General features: G+C 63.7%; 18 protein-coding genes. 4 read left to right on the top strand and 14 right to left on the bottom strand.

Annotation, left to right across the window (positions count from 1 at the left end):
* Window positions 1–471 precede the first annotated feature (471 nt).
* The 10 genes from BUA69_RS10635 to melA all read right to left on the bottom strand — a co-directional run bounded on the left by BUA69_RS10635 (window position 472) and on the right by melA (window position 12,586).
* Window positions 472–1,383, bottom strand: a complete 912-nt coding sequence (locus tag BUA69_RS10635; RefSeq protein ID WP_160300171.1) for a LysR family transcriptional regulator — start codon at window positions 1,381–1,383, stop codon at window positions 472–474.
* 41 nt (window positions 1,384–1,424) lie between these two features.
* Window positions 1,425–2,162, bottom strand: a complete 738-nt coding sequence (locus BUA69_RS10640; protein ID WP_046136992.1) for a sulfite exporter TauE/SafE family protein — start codon at window positions 2,160–2,162, stop codon at window positions 1,425–1,427.
* 137 nt (window positions 2,163–2,299) lie between these two features.
* Window positions 2,300–4,198, bottom strand: a complete 1,899-nt coding sequence (locus tag BUA69_RS10645; RefSeq protein WP_046136991.1) for an ABC transporter ATP-binding protein — start codon at window positions 4,196–4,198, stop codon at window positions 2,300–2,302.
* The gene (locus BUA69_RS10650; protein ID WP_046136990.1) at window positions 4,195–6,051 is read right to left on the bottom strand and encodes an ABC transporter ATP-binding protein; all 1,857 of its coding nucleotides are present in this window, start codon (window positions 6,049–6,051) and stop codon (window positions 4,195–4,197) included. Before BUA69_RS10650 ends, BUA69_RS10645 begins: the two co-directional genes overlap by 4 nt.
* Window positions 6,052–6,228: 177 nt before the next feature.
* Complete coding sequence (locus tag BUA69_RS10655) at window positions 6,229–7,218, bottom strand: heparan-alpha-glucosaminide N-acetyltransferase (RefSeq protein ID WP_046136989.1); 990 nt, start codon at window positions 7,216–7,218, stop codon at window positions 6,229–6,231.
* Window positions 7,219–7,417: 199 nt separating this feature from the next.
* Entirely contained in the window at window positions 7,418–9,235 is a 1,818-nt protein-coding gene (gene recQ, locus BUA69_RS10660) for a DNA helicase RecQ (RefSeq protein ID WP_425283968.1), read from the bottom strand.
* 137 nt (window positions 9,236–9,372) lie between these two features.
* Window positions 9,373–9,690, bottom strand: coding sequence for a plasmid stabilization protein (locus BUA69_RS10665; RefSeq protein WP_046136987.1), 318 nt, complete (start codon window positions 9,688–9,690; stop codon window positions 9,373–9,375).
* Window positions 9,691–9,893: 203 nt separating this feature from the next.
* Entirely contained in the window at window positions 9,894–10,466 is a 573-nt protein-coding gene (locus tag BUA69_RS10670) for a DNA-3-methyladenine glycosylase (RefSeq protein ID WP_046136986.1), read from the bottom strand.
* Window positions 10,467–10,484: 18 nt separating this feature from the next.
* Window positions 10,485–10,979, bottom strand: a complete 495-nt coding sequence (locus BUA69_RS10675; protein WP_046136985.1) for a GNAT family N-acetyltransferase — start codon at window positions 10,977–10,979, stop codon at window positions 10,485–10,487.
* 224 nt (window positions 10,980–11,203) lie between these two features.
* Window positions 11,204–12,586 carry an alpha-glucosidase/alpha-galactosidase gene (gene melA / locus BUA69_RS10680; RefSeq protein WP_072866535.1) on the bottom strand — a complete coding sequence of 461 codons (1,383 nt, stop codon included), beginning with the start codon at window positions 12,584–12,586 and terminating at the stop codon, window positions 11,204–11,206.
* Between the two features lie 68 nt (window positions 12,587–12,654).
* On the opposite strand from melA, the gene BUA69_RS10685 reads away from it, so the two are divergent.
* Window positions 12,655–13,563 (top strand): helix-turn-helix domain-containing protein, encoded by a 909-nt coding sequence (locus BUA69_RS10685; RefSeq protein ID WP_046136984.1) that lies wholly within the window; start codon window positions 12,655–12,657, stop codon window positions 13,561–13,563.
* A 119-nt stretch (window positions 13,564–13,682) separates the two neighbouring features.
* Complete coding sequence (locus BUA69_RS10690) at window positions 13,683–15,125, top strand: exopolysaccharide biosynthesis polyprenyl glycosylphosphotransferase (RefSeq protein ID WP_052950773.1); 1,443 nt, start codon at window positions 13,683–13,685, stop codon at window positions 15,123–15,125.
* On the opposite strand, the gene BUA69_RS10695 is transcribed toward BUA69_RS10690, so the two are convergent.
* On the bottom strand, window positions 15,122–15,571 hold the full coding sequence (locus BUA69_RS10695; protein ID WP_046136983.1) for an Lrp/AsnC family transcriptional regulator: 450 nt from the start codon (window positions 15,569–15,571) through the stop codon (window positions 15,122–15,124). The two genes, BUA69_RS10690 and BUA69_RS10695, sit on opposite strands and share 4 nt — an antisense overlap.
* Window positions 15,572–15,705: 134 nt before the next feature.
* Here BUA69_RS10695 and alr point away from each other — a divergent pair, with 134 nt between their 5' ends.
* Both alr and BUA69_RS10705 read left to right on the top strand, forming a co-directional pair.
* The gene (alr, locus tag BUA69_RS10700) at window positions 15,706–16,812 is read left to right on the top strand and encodes an alanine racemase (protein WP_046136982.1); all 1,107 of its coding nucleotides are present in this window, start codon (window positions 15,706–15,708) and stop codon (window positions 16,810–16,812) included.
* Window positions 16,809–18,062, top strand: a complete 1,254-nt coding sequence (locus BUA69_RS10705; protein WP_046136981.1) for a D-amino acid dehydrogenase — start codon at window positions 16,809–16,811, stop codon at window positions 18,060–18,062. The genes alr and BUA69_RS10705 overlap by 4 nt, the downstream gene beginning before the upstream one ends.
* A gap of 3 nt (window positions 18,063–18,065) precedes the next feature.
* Here BUA69_RS10705 and BUA69_RS10710 read toward each other — a convergent pair whose 3' ends face one another.
* The 3 genes from BUA69_RS10710 to nagB all read right to left on the bottom strand — a co-directional run bounded on the left by BUA69_RS10710 (window position 18,066) and on the right by nagB (window position 20,301).
* Window positions 18,066–18,653 (bottom strand): GreA/GreB family elongation factor, encoded by a 588-nt coding sequence (locus tag BUA69_RS10710; protein ID WP_052950772.1) that lies wholly within the window; start codon window positions 18,651–18,653, stop codon window positions 18,066–18,068.
* A 135-nt stretch (window positions 18,654–18,788) separates the two neighbouring features.
* Window positions 18,789–19,211: a nucleoside diphosphate kinase regulator gene (rnk, locus tag BUA69_RS10715; RefSeq protein WP_046136980.1), complete on the bottom strand. Its 423-nt coding sequence runs from the start codon at window positions 19,209–19,211 to the stop codon at window positions 18,789–18,791.
* A 355-nt stretch (window positions 19,212–19,566) separates the two neighbouring features.
* On the bottom strand, window positions 19,567–20,301 hold the full coding sequence (nagB, locus tag BUA69_RS10720; RefSeq protein ID WP_046136979.1) for a glucosamine-6-phosphate deaminase: 735 nt from the start codon (window positions 20,299–20,301) through the stop codon (window positions 19,567–19,569).
* Window positions 20,302–20,338: the final 37 nt, after the last annotated feature.

Below are 20,338 nucleotides of genomic sequence, written 5' to 3' on the forward strand. Positions count from 1 at the left end.
CAAGCCTGGCCAGGCGCCGCGCCAGATCAGCCAGCTCGCCGGGGCTAGTGCCGCAGCGCAGATGCGTGCCGGCTGGATGGATGTGGATGTCCAGATGGGCTTTGGAAACGTCGATGCCGACGAAGCCGGAGTGTACTAACATGGCCTTGCTCCCAGGCTTGTGGTGCGGGCGAGAGCCCAATCAACCGTTCGGGGTCAAAGGGAGCAGGCAGGGCCTTGCTTGACCGCGGCTGTCAAAAACCAGCCCGTAAAGACGGCCTCCTGCCTGCATCAGCCGGGATGCGCATCCCGGCTGATGCGCCAAGTAAACCATATTCCCTCCACACAAGCCCGCGGGCAGCCCGAAGATGGTATCGAGGCAAGAATGGATTCCCGCCTGCGCGGGAATGACTCCGTGTCTGGCTGAGCTATCGTGCCTGGCTAGCCATCGCGGTTTGGCATGGGCCGTGTGCCTTGTCACACGCCCGCCCCCTAAGGCGCAGGCACATAAGTCTCGCTGCACAGCGCGATAAAGCTCTTCATCGCCGCCGATTGCGGGCTGGACTTGCGCCGCGCCACCAGCAATTGCCGCAATGCCCAGGGCTCGGCCAGCGGCGCACAGACCAGGTCCGTCCCTGCCAGCAAATGCAGGCTGGTGGAGCGCAGGAACCCGATGCCAAACCCGGCCTCGACCATGCGCACCAGCGCCGGGAAGCTCTCGACCCGCACGCTTTCGCCCAGGGGCCGTCCGGCGCGCTTGGCGGCTTCGCTCAGCAGGCGGTCGAGCGAGCCGGCCTGATGGATGCCGACGATTTCGTGGCCGATCACCTTGTCGAAGGCGATGTCCTGGCGCGGCAGGATCTGGGCGGCCAGCGGATGATCGGGCGGCGCCAGCACCCAGACGCGATCATCCTCGAAGGGTTTGATCTCGAAGCGGGCGAAATCGTAATTGTCGGAAACAATGGCGATATCGGCCCGGCCCTCGTCCAGCGCCAGCAACCCCCTGGCCGCGCTCATTTCCTGGATGTCCAGTGCGATGGCCGGATGCTTGCCGGCAAAGCGGGCCAGCAGTTCGGGCAACCGGCCGGTCAGGGCCGAACTGGTGCAGGCCAGCCGCAGGCTGCCACGCTGGCCGGTGGCGAAATCGGCCATCACCGCATCGAGATCGGCAATGGCCCGCAAGACGCTGCGGCACCCCTCGGCATAGGCGTCGCCGGCGGCGGTCAGGCGCACGCCCTGCGCCGAGCGGTCGAACAGCACGACGCCCAGCCGGCTCTCCAGATCGGATACCCGGCGGCTGACCGCCGAGGAGGCGATCCCCTCGCGCTCGGCGGCGCGACCAATGGAGCCGGTATCGGCCAAAAGCAGAATCAAGCGTGCGGTGACGCTGTCGAACGGATGCATGCCATCTCCCCAGATGGCGGCACCATAGCCACTCATCGCGCCTAGATCACCAAGGAGATACCGCGTGCGAGGTAAAAAATGCCAATCGCGGTGACAATCCAGCGGGTCCAGCGGCGGAAATTGGCGTCGGTCAGCCGCTGCAGGATCCAGTGTCCGGCGCTGGTGCCGGCAATGGCGAAGGGTGCAGCCAGCGCCACCGCCGCCCATTCATTGGCCGACAGCACCATGGCCGCGCCCCAATAGAACACCACCTTGGCCGCATGCGAGATCACCTGCGCCGCCGCCTTGGTGGCAATCACCTTGCGCCGGTCCATCTGGGTGCGGATGAAGAAGATGTCGATGGTCGGCCCCGAAACGCCCACCGCCAGGTTGAGCCCGCCCCCCACAAGGCCGCAGACAAAGGCATGGTGGGGCTTGCTGGCATCGAGCGCCAGCCAGTCCTTGGGAATCCAGACCAGGATCGGCATCAGGCCGATGGCGATGCAGACCGTCGCCAGGTCGGGCGTATAGCGCAGCAGGTAGAGCAGCACCCCGGCGACGACCAGGCCCATGCAGATGATGCCGAGAATGCGCCAGTCGATATAGTCGCGCGATAGCCAGGCGCGTGAGCCATTGGCGATGATCTGGATGGCGCCCTGCACCGCGATGGCGGTCCCCACCGGCAGGATCACCAGCAGCAGCGCCAGCAGGATCAGCCCGCCAGCCATGCCGAAAATGCCCGAAATTGTCGATGTCGCGAATACCGCCACCAGCATGGCGGCGCCGACCCAGATACTCATGGTTCGTCCTCAATCCCCATTGCGCTTGTGCGCCAACGCGGCGGACGCCGCCAGTGTGGATCCGGCATGAGGGGTTGCCGGGAACGAGAGTGCCCGCGGATCGTCGCCGCGGGCACCTTGCATTCAGCGCCCCTGCATCAGGTCGAGGCGGCCCTGGGCCCGCCCGCCGCCACCAGCTCGTCGGGGATATCGTCGAACGAGGCATAGTTCATGTTGTAGAGCCGCGCATATAGCCCATCGAGGGCCATCAGTTCGTCATGGTTGCCGTTTTCGATCAGCTCGCCATTCTGCAGCACGATGATGCGATCGGCGCCGCGAATGGTGGCGAGCCGGTGGGCGATGACCATGCCGGTGCGCCCCTCGAGCAGGGTCAGCAGCGCCTTCTGGATCTGCCGTTCCGTATAGCTGTCGATATTGGCCGTGGCTTCGTCCAGCACCAGGATCTTGGCGTCGGCCACCAGTGCCCGGGCAAAGCTGAGCAATTGCCGTTGCCCCAGCGACAGGTTGGAACCGCGCTGTTCCAGCACGCTGTCATAGCCGCCCGGCAGGCGCTCGATGAAGTCATGCGCGCCCACGGCCCTCGCCGCCGCGATGACGTCTTCGCGGGTCGCCGAGGCCTTGTTGTAGCGGATGTTGTCAAAGATCGAGCCGGTGAACAGGAAGGGCTCCTGCAGCACCATGGCCACCTGCTCGCCGAGCGATTCCTGGGTGACGTCGCGCACGTCATGCCCGCCGACCATCACCGCGCCGCCCTGCACCTCATAGAACCGGTGCACCAGCGACATGGCCGACGTCTTGCCCGAGCCGGTCGGCCCGACCAGCGCGACGGTTTCGCCCGGCTTGACGGTAAAGCTCACATTCCTGAGCACCGGCCGGTCGGCGCTATAGCCGAACACCACGTCGCGGAACTCGACCGAGCCGTCCATGTCCCGGGTCAGCGTCACCGCATCGGGCTTGTCATTGATGGTGGCGGGAATATCGAGCACATCGGTGATGCGGCGGCCCGAGGTCATGGCGCGCTGCATGATCGAATACTGCATGGTCAGCGAGCGGATCGGATCGAAGAAGCGCTGGATATAGAACAGGAAGGCGACGATGACGCCGATCTGCAGCCCGCCATTGAGCACCAGCGAACCGCCGACCACCACGACGATGGCCATGGCCATGCCGGTGAGGGTATCGACGATGGGCACCATGACCTGCGCATAGCGCGAGCCGGTGAGCTGGGTGCGCAGATTGGCATAGGCCTTGTCGTCATAGAGGTCGAAATTGACCTTCTGGCGATCCAGGTTCTGCACGGTGCGCACGCCGTTGATGCCCTCGGCCATGGCGCCATTGGTGATCGAATTGGATTCGTGCGCCGCCCAGAAGGCGCGCTTGGCCGGCGGCAGCCAGAAGATGCGCACCACGAACAGGATCGGCATGGTCGAGAGCGTCAGCAGGCCCAGCCGGAAATCCAGGGTCAGCAGCACCACGACAATGCCGAACAGCAGCACCACGTCGCCAACCGAAATAACCGAGGTTTCCAGGAATTCCTGCATGGAATTGACGTCGCCCTGCAGCCGGCTCATCAGCCGGCCGACTTCGGTCTTGTCCATGAAGCTCAGCGACACCCGCTGCAGCTGGGCAAACATCGCCCGGCGCATGTCGAACAGCACGTTCTCGGCCACCTGGCCGACCTGGCTTTCCTGCACCCAGGACGCGGCATAATTGATCGCCACCACCACGGCAAAGGCCGCGACGGCCCAGAGCAGGTTGGTGGCATCGCCACCCTGCACCATGCCCCGGTCGATGGCGAAGCCGATGATCAGTGGAATGGCCAATTGTGTCGCCGTGAATACCAGCACGGCGGCTACCGACAGGTAGATCTTCATGCGGTAGGGCCGCACAAAGGCCCAGATGCGGCGCACGGTCTTGGGGTCATAGGCCTTGCCGAAGACTTCCTCTTCGATGCGATGGCTGCCGACACTGGCGCGGGGCGGGCGCTGGCCCGGGAATGCGGCGACGTCGCTGTCGTTGTCTTCGATCACGCTCATCGGGCGGCGCTCCCCATTTCAAGGTCATCGACGGGGCGGGTCTGCAGGTCGTAAAGCGCCCGATAGCGGCCACCCAGCGCCAGCAGCTCTTCATGGGTGCCGCGCTCGACGATCTTGCCGCCGTCAAGGAACAGGATCATGTCGGCATGCAGGAGCGAACTCAGCCGGTGCGAGATGACCAGCGTCACCCGGTTGCTGGCAAAGCGCTTGATGGCGCTGCGGATGCGGTGCTCGGTGCCGGCATCGATGGCGGCGGTCGAGTCGTCGAACACCATCACCGCCGGCTTGAGCACGAGGCTGCGGGCAATCGACAGACGCTGGCGCTGGCCACCCGACAGCGACACGCCGCGTTCGCCCACCACGGTGTCGTAACCGGCGGGCAGGCCCATGATGTAATTGTGCAGCTGAGCACTTTCGGCGGCTCTTTCGATCTTGGTCTCCTTGGACCAGGGATCGCCATAGGCAATGTTGTTCTCGATGGTGGTGGTGAACAGGAACGAGTCCTGCTGCACCACGCCGACAGCTCGCCGCAGCGAGGCGAGCGAGACCGCGCTGACATCCTGCCCGTCAATGGTGATGCGGCCACCGCTGATGTCGTAGAAACGCGGGATCAAATGGGCGAGCGTCGACTTGCCGCTGCCCGGCGCGCCGACAATGCCTATCGTCTGGCCGGCCCTGGCCTCGAAGCTGACGCCATCGAGCGTCGGATATTTGGCGCCCGGATAGGTGAAGCGCACATCCTCGAAATGCAGCGTGCCATCGGTGACCTCGAGGTCGGCAACACCGGGCGCATCCTCGATTTCCAGCGGCTGGTCGAGAAAGCCATAGAAGCGCTCGCCGCAGGTGGCGGCACGGGCAAACGAATTGACCATCAGGCCCAGCTGGCGCACCGGCATTTGCAGGATGGTCATGAAGGTCAGGAACGAGGCGAGTGTGCCGACGCTCATGTCCCCGGCCATCACCTTGTTGCCGCCCACCCACAGCACCAGCCCCATCGCCACGAAGAACGAGAAGGTCATGATGCTGGTATTGCGCACGCGCACCTGCACGCGCTCATGGGCCAGGTCCAGCGCCGCCCTGGAGGCGGCGTCGAACTTGCCCAGCTCGAAATTCTGCGCCGAAAACGCCCGGACCACGCGGATGCCGCCGAGATTTTCTTCCATCACCCGGGTCAACGCCGAGAGCTTTTCCTGCAGCACCAGCCAGGTGGCGCGCAGCGTCAACTGGGCGACCGAGGAGCGCCAGGCGACAAAGGGCACAAAGCTCAGTGCCAGCAGGCCCAGCACCATATCGGTGCTCAGCAGCATATAGGCGCCGACCCCGATCAGCACCGTCAGCAGGATGGTGCGAATGAAGCCGGTGGAAAAGAACATGCGCAGCCCGTCCAGGTCGAGCAGGCCCAGCGTGATCAGGTCACCGCTATGGACCCTGTCATGATAGGAATAGGACAGGCGCTGCACCTTGTCGTAAAAGGCCAGGCGCAATTCATAGCCGACATGGTGGCCCACCGATTCCGAATAATAGTTCTGCAGCAGGGTGAAAAACCCGCGCGCCACCGAGACCGCCAGCAGGCTCATCGCGGTCCAGAACAGCGCCTGTTCGGCGCCCTCGCCCGCCGTGGTCAGAATGCCTTGCGCCTGATCCACCGCATGGCCGAGCAGGCGCGGAATCAGCAGCTGCAGCACCGCCGCAATGACCGTCGCGCCAATCGCGGCAGCGGCCTGCCAGGGATGGCGGAATGAATAGAGGGTAATCCGGGTCAGCGGCCCATGGTTCCTGCCCGCATGAGCGGCAGCCACATGCGCGCGCGCATCACCGCGTGATCGGACGCGGCCAGGCTTATCGGTGGTCAAGGAAGTATCCAGACTTCAATATAATAGGGGGCGCCCAAACAGGGAAAGCAGACAACCGGAAACCCGGTTCGGGCAAATCAACTCGCCATGGCATTCAATGCCCATTCGAACTGCCATTCAAGACGGTTTTCCGCAAAAAGCGCAAATCGCGCACCGTTTTGCCCCGTCACGGGACTGTCACTCGGGCAGCGGGGCCTCGGGGTAGATCAGGGCCGAACACAGCCGGTTCTGCGCATCCAGCTTTGCCTGTTCGTCGGCACTGACCCGGCCGGTATAGATGGCATTCCAGAGGTCGTTTTCCTGCACGCCTTCGAGCCCGCACTGGCAATAGGTGACGCATAGATTGGCCGGCGTGCCGCCCTCGGTACAGGTCTGCTGGCAGGAGCCGAGAAACTCGCCATTGCGGCTGGCAATCTCGGGCTGCAGCCATAGCGCAAATGGATAGAGCACGCCGAGCAGCAGCGGCTGGTGCACCAGATAGATGACGAGGCTCCAGCGCCCGGCCAGCGCCAGGCTGCGCAGGATCGGGCCCCGCGCCGTGATCGTCGCCAGCCGCTCGGCCAGCGATGAGGCCAGGATCAGGCGCGTCGCCAGCACGCCAAGCAGCACCACGCCAAACCAGGGAAACACCGGGACCAGATCATTGGCCGGCGGCGGCACCACCCAGAAGCCGATCCAGGACCAGACCTTGTGGTCAAACATCGGGTCGGAATAGACCAGCGGCAGGCCGATAAAGATCGCAGCGACAGCAACAACCAGCCAGAGCGGCGCGCGCAGGAAGGGCAGCGCCATCAGGCTGAACAGCGCGATGGCATGCAGCACGCCGAAATAGACGAAGCTATCGGGGAAGGCGAAAAACGTGGCCACGGTAATGGCCAGCGCCCCGGTTGCGACCATGGCAAAGCGCTTCCAGAAGGCGCGCCAGCGAATGGCTCGCCCATGTCCCAGCACAAGACCAACGCCCACCAGCAACAGGAAGCTGGCCAGCAAGGTCCGGGCAAAGGCGACCCAGCCGGGGTCATAGCCGACATCGACGGGAAAGAAGCGCAGATAGCTCAGATCCCAGAAGAAGTGGTAGACCACCATGCCCACAATGGCGACACCACGCGCGATATCGACAATGGCAAAGCGGGGAGGTTTTGGCGTAGTTGCGTCAGCGTTAGTCATTCCAAAGCCCCCTCACCCAAGTGCCTACCGCTGGAGCGTAGGCCACAATGCCACCCAACCCACCAGCCGTCATCCCGGCGAAAGCCGGGATCCAGTTTTCTTCCCGCACCCCCAAACTGGACCCCGGCATCAGTCGGGGTGACGCCGGGGTGGTCGACACGTCCGTAGCAACTCCCGCCCTAAAAACGAAAGCAGCGCTCTAATCCGCCTGCCGCTCCAGCACCGCCAGAAACGCATCGCCGTAACGCTCCAGCTTGGCCTGACCGATTCCGGGAATGCTCAACAGGTCATGCAATTGCCGCGGCCGGGCCAGCGCCATGGCGCGCAGGGTGGCGTCCTGGAACACCACATAGGGCGGCACGCCCTGTTCCTTGGCAATGCGCAGCCGTTCGGCGCGCAGCGCATTGAACACGGTCATCGCCGGCTCGGCCAATTGCACCGCGCCGGCCAATTGGCGGCGCACATCGGCAGATTTTTTCGGCCGGTCCTTGCGCAGGATCACCGTCTGCTCGCGCTTGAACACCGCATGGGCGCCCTGCCCCAGCGTCAGCGCGCCATGGGCCGCGTGATCGACCACCACCAGCCCGGACGCCGTCAGCTGCCGCAGCACCGATTGCCAGACCCGCGCGTCGAGATCCTTGCCCTGGCCGAACACGGCCTGCTTGTCATGGCCGAAGCGCTCGACCTTTTCGGTCACCTTGCCCATCAGCACATCGATGACATGGGCAGCGCCAAAGCGCTGGCCGGTCCGGTAGATCGCCGCCATCGCCTTGATCGCCGCCTCGGTGCCGTCCCAGCTTTCCACCGGCGAGCGGCAGGTATCGCAATTGCCGCAATCGCCGGCATAGTCCTCGCCGAAATGCGCCAGGATCGCCTTGCGGCGGCAACCGGCGGTTTCGCAGACGCCGAGCAGAGCATTGAGCTTGCGGTTTTCCAGCCGCTTGATCTCGTCGGGCGCATTGCCTTCGTCGATCATGCGGCGGCGCTGCACCACATCGGCCATGCCATAGCTCATCCAGGCATCGGCCGGCGCGCCATCGCGACCAGCGCGGCCGGTCTCCTGGTAATAGGCCTCGATCGAGGCCGGCAGGTCCATATGGGCGACATAGCGCACGTCGGGCTTGTCGATGCCCATGCCAAACGCCACCGTCGCCACGAGGCAGACGTCTTCTTCCTTGAGGAAGATGTCCTGATGCGCATTGCGGCGGGCGGCATCCATGCCGGCGTGATAGGGCAGTGCGCGGATGCCCTTGGCCGACAGCCATTCGGCGGTGTCCTCGACCTTGGCGCGGCTCAGGCAATAGACGATGCCGCTATTGCCCTTGTGCCCGGCAAGGAAAGTCAGCAGCTGCTCGCGGGCCTTGTCGCGCTCGATGATGGCATAGGAAATATTGGGGCGGTCGAAACTGGTCGAGAAGACCTCGGCGCCTTCCAGCCCCAGCCGCTCGATAATATCCTGTCGCGTCGTCGGATCGGCGGTTGCCGTCAGCGCAATGCGCGGCACGCCGGGGAACAGTTCGGTCAGTTGCGCCAGGTCACGATATTCCGGGCGGAAATCGTGGCCCCATTGGCTCACGCAATGGGCCTCGTCAATGGCGAACAGCGCGATATCGAGCCCTTCGACCATGTTGCGGAAGCCCTGCGTCGCCACGCGTTCGGGCGCCACATAGAGCAGGTCCAGTTCGCCATTGCGCAATTGCCGGCGCACATCGCTGGATTCTTCGGGCGTCAGCGACGAATTGAGCGCGGCGGCGGCAACGCCGGCCTGGCGCAGCGCCTCGACCTGGTCGCGCATCAAGGCAATCAGCGGCGAAATGACAATGCCGACACCGGGACGGCAGATGGCGGGGATCTGGTAGCAGGCCGATTTACCGGCGCCGGTGGGGAACAGCACAACCGCATCGCCGCCATTGGTGACATGATGGATCACATCGCCCTGCAGGCCGCGGAAAGACTTGTGGCCGAAGACATCGCGCAGCACGGCTTCGGGCTCGCGGGGCGTCGGCGAAACTGCCATCGTCCCGAATTGTGCCATGCCAAAATCCTGCCGTCGCCCGGCGCCGAATCCGGCACCCTCACCCGCCCCTTGGACCATAGGGCGCGGTGAGCCGCAAGGCATGGATGGGTCACGTGTTGCCGCAGTCCAGCAGCTTGTCAGCTATGGGCAGCATGCTGACTATTGCGCTTGCGCGTAGCGGCAGCCTTCTTCGCCGAGGCGGAGCGCTCGGCGGCCGAGCGGCTGGCCGAAGCCTTGCCGCCTTTTTCGCCCCCCTTATGGGCCGCGGGATGGCCTGTATCCTTGCCGCGCTCGGAGCCGGATTTCTTGCCGCCGCCATCGTCCTTGTTGACCGTGGCCCAGGCGCGGCTCTCGGCCTCCTGCTCGGAAACACCCCGGCTTTCATAGCTTTCGGCGATGTGTTCGGCCTTGCGCTTCTGCTTGTCGGTATAGGCGGATTTGTCGCCTCTGGGCATCTCGTCCTCCATCAGGTCGAGGCGCGAAGCGGGCGGGATAAGGGCTCGGCTACCATTTCGTTGGTCAGGATGGGAAACCGGAAAAACCATCCTGTTCCCTCTGCCGCCACGTCCGGTTGACGCGCTCGCTGCCTCAGCAAGAAAACCAGCATGCTGGTAGTTTTGTTCCCGCTTTTACGTTCACATCGCTGCTGCGCAGTCGATCACTTCGGCTGCGTCAGGGGCTTGCTGAGATAGCGCGAACCACCTTCGACGAACCGCCAGGGGGTCTCGACACCCTTGGTCAGCCCGATCCTTATCCCCGTCTGGACCTCGCCAATTTCGTCTGCCGGCGCCAGCAGGAATGGCGGCTCATCCAGCGGCAAGTGATTGTGCGCATTGCTTATTCCCAGCGCCTGGCACAGCCGTCCCGGCCCCGCACACAACAGGCGCTCATTACTCATCCCCCGCCGCTCCGCCATCAGCGACACTCCATGCGTCGGCCGCAATGCCCGGATCAGCACCGCGCTCCCCGGCCGGCACACAAAGTTGAGGCACCAATGCATCCCGTAGATCCTGTAGACATAGGCCCGCCCCACCGGCCCAAACATCGCGCCATTGCGCGGCGTCGGACCGTTGAAGCTGTGCGCTGCTGGATCGGTCTCGTCATAGGCCTCGACCTCGACCAGCGGCCCGCCAACGCCATCGACGAGCAGCGTCACCCCGATCAGGTCGCGCGCCACCTCGAGGACGGGACGGTCAAAAAAACTCTTGTCGATCAGAGGCGTATCAGCCATCGGCGCAACCAGGGCCGGTCAGCCCGGGATCGGGCCATCCTTTTGGGCACGCAGCATGCCGGCATAAACGCCGGGCTTGGATTTCGGGATTTCCAGGCAATCCAGCCGCTTCTGGTAAAACGCGATCGGGCCGGGATCGCCGATGACGGCATAGCCATAGCCCGCCTCGCGCATGCCCTTGAGGGTGGCGATCAGCAGCGCATCGCCAATGCCCTGCCCGCGTGCCGCGACATCGACGCCGGTGGGGCCGAAAAAGCCCTTGGCGGTGGTGTCATGGCAGGCAAAGCCCAGCATCTTGTTGTCCTTGACCGCGATCCAGGTGGTCACCGGCGTCTGCGCCAGGCCGCGCGCCGCTTCGGAGACCCAATGTTCGCTGAAATGCGCGCGGATCCAGTCCAGCACCACATGACCTTCCGGCGCAATGGCGCGGCGCACCATGATACCGGCGGCGGCCACGCGGGCTTCGGCTTCGAATACGGGCAGGTCGTAGAGGCGGACCAGATAATCGGTCACGGCAGTCTCCTCGGATCGGATAATGGTGGCGGGCCCGTGGCCGCGCATTTGCCGAACAATGTGGAAGCCTCGGGTCGGGCAAGTCAAGCAGACCAAACCGGCAAATTCGACAGAATTCGTACGGCGAAACGGCGGATAGATCAGTTCAAGTTATTGATTTACATATATTTTAATACTGACACGCGGTGCAGCACCGCGCAGCAGGGGGATAACTTGAAATGAGGTTATCCCCCTGCGCGCGCCCATTCGGGCAACCAGCTGCCATGGGCCGCGATCAAGTCGTCGACGAGGTTCCAGATCTGCTCCAGATCCAGCTCCGCCGCAGTGTGCGGGTCCATCATCGCCGCGTGATAGATATGCGCGCGGTTCTCGGTCATCAGCGCCGCCACAGTCAGTTCCTGCACATTGATATTGGTGCGCATCAGTGCCGTCAGCTGCGGCGGCAGCGCGCCGATAATGGTCGCCTGGATGCCCGAAGCATCGACCAGGCACGGCACTTCAACAGCGCAATTGGCCGGCAGCGAGGTGATGGCGCCATTATTGCGCACATTGCCATAGATCACCGAAGGCTCGCCGGTCCAGACCGAGTTCATGATCGAGGACGCGTATTCGTGGCTGGCCTTGACCTCGATTTTGTCGGCCTTGCGATAGTCGGCGGCCTGGCCCTTCCAGCGGGCAATCTGTTCGACGCAGCGCTTGGGATATTCATCCAGCGGAATGCCGAACTTCTCGATCAGGTCGTCGCGGCCTTCCTTGATGAAATAGGGCGTGTATTCGGCAAAATGCTCGGAGCTTTCGGTGACGAAATAGCCCAGCCGCGTCATCATCTCGTAGCGCACCTTATTGGGGCAGCGCGGGTTCCAGCCGGGCTTGGGGGCGCGGCCTTCGGCATAGGCGCGATGCAGGTCGGGATAGAGATCGCGATAGCTGCCATCGGGCTGGCGATGCTCGAATTGCAGGTAGAACGCCATGTGGTTGATGCCGGCGGAGCGGTAGCGGATCTCGTCATAGGGAATGCCCAGATCATGGGCCAGTTCATGGGCCGTCCCCTGCACCGAATGGCAGAGCCCGACCTGGCGGATGGCCGGATACTTTTCGGCAATGGCCCAGATGTTGATCGCCATCGGGTTCACATACTGCAGCATGATCGCCTGCGGGCAGACCTGCAGCATGTCCTCGCAGATGCTCCACAGATGCGGCACGGTGCGCAGGCCCCGCATGATGCCGCCGACGCCCAGTGTATCGGCAATGGTGTGGCGCAGATTGTATTTCTTGGGCACCTCGAAATCGACGACGGTGGCGGGCTCATAGCCGCCGATCTGGAAGCAGACGACGACGAAATCGGCACCATCAAGGGCGCGGCGCTGATCGGAGAAAGTCTCAACCGTCGCCGGCGCGCCAAGGGTGGCTACCAGCTTGCGGGCGATGATCTCGCTCTCCTCAAGCCGGGCCTGATTGATGTCCATCAGCGCAATGCGGGCACCGGCCAGCGCCGGGCGCTGCAGCACGTCGCCGACGATGTTTTTCATGAACACCGAGGAACCGGCGCCGATGAAGGTCACCTTGGGATTTGCCACGAGAGACGCTCCAGAATCAGCCGAACACACCGAAAATCTACGCCTTGCCCCAAGTCGCGCAATCGGCATTACTAAGCCATTCTTCCGGGATCCTAAGATTGAAACTGCAGCCACCCAACGTCAAAGCCAGCAATATCGCCCCGCGGCCGGCACCGCGGGCCGATCGGAGCTTTTACGCTTCCGGCAAGGCATTCGGCCGCTTCGGCATCCGCTCATTCCAGCCGCAGGTGATGGCGGAAGCCCATAGCCACGGCCATATCGAGCTCAATTGGCTGACGACCGGCAGCATCGGCTACAGCTTTGATGGGCGACCGGCCGAAGTTCCCGCCGGGCGCCTGGTGGCGTTCTGGGCCGGTATTCCGCATCAGGCGCTCACCCTCAGTCCCGATGCCGGGCGGCAGGTCAATATCTACCTGCCGATGGACGCGTTTCTCCACATGCCACGCCTGGGCCAACTCACCGAAACCCTGATGGGCGGCGGCGTAATCCAGCTACATGCCGAGGTGGCCAGTCTCGACATGGTCGAGCGCTGGCATCAGGACTATCGCAGCGGCGATGCCCAGCGGAGCGATCTGGCGATGATCGAACTGGGCACGATGTTCCGCCGCACCGCCCTGCTGGGCTGGGACGCATTGTTGCCGGCCTGGATTGAGCCATCGGCCATCCAGAACCGCTCTATGCCGCCAGTGCACTATGTGGTGCAGATGGTGCGTCATATCGTCGAAAATCTGACAGAACCACTGGCTACCCAGACCGTCGCTGCCGTCGTCGGCCTGCACCCCAATTATGCCAGCAACCTGTTCACCGCGGTGATGCACATCCCGATACAGAAATTCGTGGTGCGAATGCGGTTGATCAAAGCCCGGGGACTGTTGCTGGAGGGGCGGCTGTCGACTGCCAATGTCGGCTTTCAGTCGGGCTTCGCCTCGCAGAGCCAGTTCTACGAACACTTCCGCAAGGCCTATGGAACGACGCCGAGCCAGATGCGCAATTCCAGCAGGCGTTAGCGCCCAGCCTCTGTTAACCGAGGTCACCGCTTGCCGCCCCGCAGCGCCCCGCTTCGTGGTAATAATGCGCGAAACTATTGATACTGTTTCAATTCTAGCGAATTGGTGAAGCGCTGACCGTGACTATCAAGGCTGAATCACAGCGCAGTGGCGTCGAGATGCGGCGGCATCGCCGTTACCAGATGCCCAATCGGATTTACCTGGCGGTGCTGATCGCACTGGCGGAAGGCCTTGTTGCGGCAATCATCGTGCTTGTTGTCGCCATACTGGCCGGCGTGACCAGTGAGCCGCTGGCGCCAGCCAACCTGATCCTGGCGAGCGTGGCCGGCCTGGCCTATGGATTCGCCAGCCTTGTCAGCGCGGCCAGCTTTCTGTCGAATCCGCGGCCGCGCCGCCCGGTGCTCATGGAGAGCCTTGTCAGCTGGATTCTGGCCTTCGCGCTTGGGCTCGCGGCAATCTTCATGCTGGACCTCGACCATTCAGCCCAACGCAGCGGCCTGCTTGCAACATTTGCCGTGGTCGGTGTCATCGTGATGGGACTGCGCGGCGCCATGTTCATGCAGGTGCTGGCGATGATGTCGCGCGGCCAGTTGCAGATGGAGCGGATCGGGGTGGCCGGAGCCACCGAGGACGTCATCAATTACCTGGTCAATGGTCAGGTCTGGCGCCACGGCGCGCAACCGGTCAAGACGCTGCAGCTTGGCGCCGATGAAGCGGCGACACTGACCGAGGACAGCGAAATCCTGACGCGCTTCGTCGAGGACTGCATTGCGCGCAATTGCGAACAGGTGGTGTTTGTCGGCGACATGAACGACCTGGCCACGATGAGCCGCATCGTGCAGGCCTGCCGCCGCTATGCGCTCAACGTCGTGTTCGCGCCGGCGACCCGGCGCAATGACATGCAATATCTCGACATCGTGCCGCTGGGCCCCAACAACTCGGTCAGAATTCTCAACAAACCGTTGGGCCACGCCGGTCTTGCGGCAAAACGGCTATTCGACATCCTCGGCTCAGCAGCGGGCCTATTGCTGCTCTCGCCCTTCCTGCTGCTGGTGGCAGTGCTGATCAAGCTCGACAGCCCCGGCCCGGTGTTTTTCCGGCAGGAGCGCATGGGGTTCAACGGACGGGCTTTCAGCATCCTGAAGTTCCGCTCGATGCGGGTCATGGAGGACGGGCACACCATGCGCCAGGTCGAGCGTGAGGACCCCCGCATCACAAGGATTGGCAAGCTGCTGCGGTCCAGCAGCATCGATGAACTGCCCCAGTTGATCAATGTGTTGATGGGGCAGATGAGCCTGGTTGGTCCTCGCCCGCATGCCGTGTTGCATGATGCAACGATGGCGCGGCAATTGAGCCAATATGCCCATCGCCAGCGCATCAAGCCGGGTATTACCGGCTGGGCACAAGTCAACGGCTTCCGGGGAGACACCTCGACCTTTGAGCGTATCGAGGGGCGGGTGCTGCATGACCTCTATTATATCGACAATTGGTCGATGCTGTTCGACGTGTGGATCATCATGCTGACGGCGTTTTCGCCGCGGACGCGGCAGAACGCGCGTTAGCGCGGCTGGCGGATGACGTTGCGGATAGTGAAGCTTGACTGGATGCGTAACACACTGGGAAGACGCGATAAAACCTCAGTGTGGATGCGCTCGTAGTCGGCCATGCTGGAGGCTTCGACGCGCACCATATAGTCGGTCATGCCGGTCATCAGGTAGCATTCGCGGACTTCGGCGCATTTGCGGACGGCGGTCTCGAAACGGCGCATGACGTCCTCGGTCTGGCGTTCCAGGGTGATCTGGACGATGACCATGGTGGTATCTTCGGGCGAGGCATCAGCGATGATGGCGGTGTAACCGCGAATGGTGCCGTTGGATTCCAGCAGATGCAGGCGCCGCAGGCAGGCGGATGGCGACAGGCCGACCGCCTCGGCAAGCCTGGCATTGCTCATGCGGCCATCGCGGCGGAGCAGGCTCAATATCTGGTTATCGATAGCGTCGCGGGCCATGCACGCTCCTGCACAATGCTGATGCTTTCTGCCAAAAATGCTCACGCAGTGCAACTAAACACCGATCATTGACGGGATATTCGAATGTTTCTGCGCTAGTCTGTGGCGGTCAAACACGTCGCTGGGAGGCGTCGTTGAGCTGCTCTGAAACCGATTCAGCGACCCTGGCCAATGGTGTGCTGACCATTGATGTCGGCGCAGTGGTGGCCAATTATCGCACTCTGGTGGCTCAGGTGGCGCCGGCGCGGTGTGCGGGGGTCGTCAAGGCGGATTGCTATGGGCTGGGAGCCGACAGGATCGCGCCGGCGCTGTGGCAGGCGGGGTGCCGGGACTTCTTCGTGGCGCTGGTCGGCGAGGGGCTGGCGCTGCGCGATATTGTGGGGCCAGAGGCGCGGATATATGTGCTCAATGGGCTGCCGCCCGGCGCGGAAAGCGCGGCGGTATCGGCCAATTTGATCCCGGTTCTCAATAGCTTGGCGCAGTGCCGGGCGTGGAAAGACACCGGTCTGCCGGCAGTATTGCAGGTGGATAGCGGCATGTCGCGCATGGGGCTTTCGGTGGCCGACCAGCAGGCATTGCTGGCGGATAGGGACCTGCTGGAAAGCCTCGATCTGGTGCTGTTGATGAGCCATCTGGCCAATGCCGATGAGCCCGATCATGAGGGCAATTTTAGCCAGCATGCTGACTTTCTTGCTGCCAGCAGCTTGTTCCCAAGCTTGCCACGCTCGCTGGCCAATTCGGCGGGGTCATTTCACGGGGATAGATTTCATCTCGATCTCTGCCGGCCGGGCGCGGTGCTCTATGGCATCGAAGCTGGTCCGCGCGTCAGCGGGATCAAGCCGGTGGTCAGCCTGCAGGGTCGGGTGGGCCAATTGCGCGACATCCCCGCCGGGGCGGCCATTGGCTATGGCTACCAATTTACCGCCGACCGGAGGATGCATCTGGCGACGATCAGCGTCGGCTATGCCGATGGCTGGCCGCGCAGTCTGTCCAATCGCGGCGCGGCCTGGTTTGGAGAGCAGCGGCTGCCAATCGTCGGGCGGGTATCGATGGACAGCTTTGTCGTCGATGCCGGGGCTGTGCCGGAGCTGGCCGAGGGCGATCTCGTCGAACTCATCGGACCACATCAGAGCGCCGACGCTGTCGCGCGCGATGCCGGCACCATTGGCTATGAAATCCTGACCAATCTGGGCCGGCGGTATCATCGTGTCTATCGTTTCAGCGCAGGGGGCGCGTCATGAAGGTCATCATTCTAGGCGGCGGCGTCATTGGCGTGACCTCGGCCTATTATCTCGCCAAGGCGGGCCACGAGGTCGAGGTGATCGAGCGGCAGCAGGGCGTGGCGCTGGAAACCAGCTTTGCCAATGCCGGGGAAGTCTCGCCCGGCTATGCCTCGCCCTGGGCCGGGCCCGGCATTCCGCAAAAGGCCATCAAGTGGCTGATGATGCGGCACCCGCCGCTGATCGTGAAGCCAGTGCCGGACTATTACATGGCGCGCTGGATCCTGCAGATGCTGACCAATTGCACCGCGGGCCGCTACGCGCTCAACAAGGCGCGCATGGTGCGGATTGCCGAATATAGCCGCGACGTGCTCAAGGACCTGCGCGCCGATACCGGCATTGCCTATGACGAGCGCATGCAGGGCACGCTGCAGCTGTTCCGCACGCAAAAGCAGCTGGATGGCGCGGCCAAGGACATCAAGGTGCTGGCGGAATATGGCGTGCCTTACGAAGTGCTGGACCGGGCCGGCTGCATTGCCGCCGAGCCGGGTCTGGGCCAATCCACGGCGCCGATTGCCGGTGGCCTGCGCCTGCCGGGCGACGAGACCGGCGACTGCCATATCTTCACCAATCGACTGGCCGAGATGGCGGCCGCGCTGGGCGTGGTGTTCCGCTATGGCGTGACCATCAAGGCGCTGCAGTCCGAAGGTGGCAAGGTCACTGGTGTCGAGACCGATACCGGCGTGGTGCGGGGCGATGCCTATGTGCTGGCGATGGGCAGCTTCACGCCGCACCTGTCGCGCAAGCTGGGGATCGACCTGCCGATCTATCCGGTAAAGGGCTATTCGATCACCGCCAAGATCACGGATGCCAATGTGGCGCCGGTATCGACGATCCTGGATGAGACTTACAAGATTGCCGTAACCCGGCTGGGCGACCGAATCCGCGTTGGCGGCATGGCAGAGCTATCGGGCTATAGCGCCAACCTGCCGCCGGAACGGCGGGCAACGCTGGCCCATTGCGTCAACGAACTGTTCCCCGGTGCCGGCGATACGGAAACGGCGAGCTATTGGACCGGGCTGCGCCCGATGACGCCCGATGGGACGCCGGTGATCGGGGCCAGCAAGCTGAGCAACCTGTTCATCAATAGCGGCCATGGCACGCTGGGCTGGACCATGGCCTGCGGCTCGGCCCGGGTGATCGCCGACATCGTTTCGGGGCGTCCTGCCGAGATCGATGTCAGCGATATTGGACCCTCGCGTTATGACTGACGCTTAGGCGGCGCTGGGGCCGGGATCATCGCCATTGTCATGACCGCTCTCATGACCGTTGTGATGGCCGTGGCTATTGGCTTGGCCGAGCGACTGCCCGGCCCGGCGCAAACGGAAAGCGCTGAGATGGCTGACCGCATTGGGCGGAGCCGAGGCGGGCATCGCATCGGCGATGATCGCTGCAACCGGGTCGATGCGGCGCTCGGCTTCGGGCTGATAAAGCACGGCATCGAGCGTCAGCACTTCCTCGGCTCCGTCTTCACGAAGGCTGACAACGCTCTGGCCGGCACTGAGACCGAGCAATGCCAGACCGCGCGGCGAATTGAGCTGCAGGGTAATGCCCAGAATAGACTCGTGCGCGGCGGCGACGATGGTGCGCTCCTCAACACGGCCAGCATTGATGCGATAGCGGATGCGGCTGTTGATGGTCGCCACGTCACCGGCAATGTCATCGGCAAAGACCGGCACGGCGGCGTGGAGCTTGCGGCGGATCAGCATGGCGGCGCCGGCAAAGGCTTCCCGCGAATTGCCGAGCAGGGCTTCGAGAACGGCATAGTCCTTGGCGGTCAGGGTGATGGTTGGGGTCGACACAGGCAATCTCCGGGAAAGTGGGAACTGGGCCTTGAGCAGGCGCGGCTATGTCCCCTGACCCGGCGATCCCTTGGGGATTGCGGGCCAGGGGTCAGCAGCCTGCGACAAGCACCCCGGATGGCATGGAGTAGCGGCTCATTCGGCGGCTTCCGCTGCGGGCTCGGGCTCCGGCTTGGTGACAGCGAGCACGGTCAGCACATTCTTGCGACCGTCGCGGGTCAACCAGGTGATGGACTGGCCGGTGCGCAGCCCGATCAGGGCGGTGCCGATGGGCGTGAGCACCGAGACCTTGCCCTGGGAAATATCGGCATTGGCCGGATAGACCAGGGTGACGTCCTTTTCCTGGCCGTCATGGGTGCGGTAGCGGGCCAGCGAGCCCATGCGGATGACGTCGTCGGCCAGCTTATGGTCCGGCACGACCCGCGCCCGCTCCATTTCATAGAGCAGGTCATCAGCCGCATCGGCGGAATGGCCGGTGCCGCCCATGGCCAGCACCATCAATTGGCGATGTTCGGCGGCGCCGACGACAATGGCAGGCCGGAGAGTGTGAGTTCGCATGTGCAGGCTCCTATGCGATCGAATGCGGCGACCCCTTGTGGGTTCGCGCGCAAGAAACTGTTGGGATGGAGAAGCGCCCTGCCCGGCGCAAAGCACGGGCAGCGATCAAACGAGATATCGTCTGGAATGCGTCATGAACCCCTAAACCCGGCGGGCGCAAAAGCGCGCGGGTTTAGGGCTACTATCCTTCGACCGGATAGTCCCGGCGGGGTGCCGTGGCCAGAATGGTGTCAAACGGGTTCATGACTAGATAGGTAGCCGCTTGGCGCGGGAAGTCAAGGTCGGGACCCGCGGCCCGGCCTTTCGGTGGGTGACCGACGGCAAGCGTCGGCCAGGGATTAGCAGCAAGCGCCGGTCAGAGACGAGCGGCGGCAGCCTTGTCGCAGAACAGATGCACATTGGCGTGGTTCTGCAGGGCCGAGGCCGGGCAATCCAGGCTCTCGGCGCCGCGCAGCGCTGTGTGTAGCGCCTCGGCCTTGTGCTCGCCGGTGACCACCAGCATGATTTCGCGCGCTTCCAGGATGGTGCCGACGCCCATGGTGATGGCTGTTGGCGGCGGGGTTTCGCCGGGCGGGAAATCGCCGGTATTGGCGACAATTGTCGATTCCGTCAGCGTCACCTGGCGGGTGCGGCTGTCATGGGGCGAGCCCGGCTCGTTGAAGCCGATGTGACCATTGCGGCCCAGACCGAGGAATTGCAGATCGATACCGCCGGCGGCGATGATCGCCTCTTCATAGGCACGGCAGGCCGCGACCAGATCGGCCTGGGCGACGTCGGGCAGATGCGCACGGGCGGGGTCGATGTCGACCAGGTCGAAAAGGCATTCATGCATATAGGTGGCAAAGGCCGCCGGATGGCCGGGCGGCAGGCCGACATATTCGTCGAGATTGAAGGTCGTCGCCCCGGCAAACGGGCTCTGGCCGGCCTGATGCAGCGCCACCAGGTGCTGATAGACCGGGCGGAACGAATTGCCCGTGGCAGCGCCCAGCACCGCATTTGGCTTGGCGCGCAGCGTTTCGGCAATATGGGCAGCGGCGGCCGCAGCCACCTCATCGGCGGTGTCGAACAGGGTGACGATGAGATTGGTCATGTCGAAATGCTTTGCACTTGGAAGAAAACAACAGGGA

Source organism: Devosia limi DSM 17137 (genome assembly GCF_900128975.1).
In the GTDB taxonomy this organism is placed as follows: Bacteria; Pseudomonadota; Alphaproteobacteria; order Rhizobiales; family Devosiaceae; genus Devosia; species Devosia limi.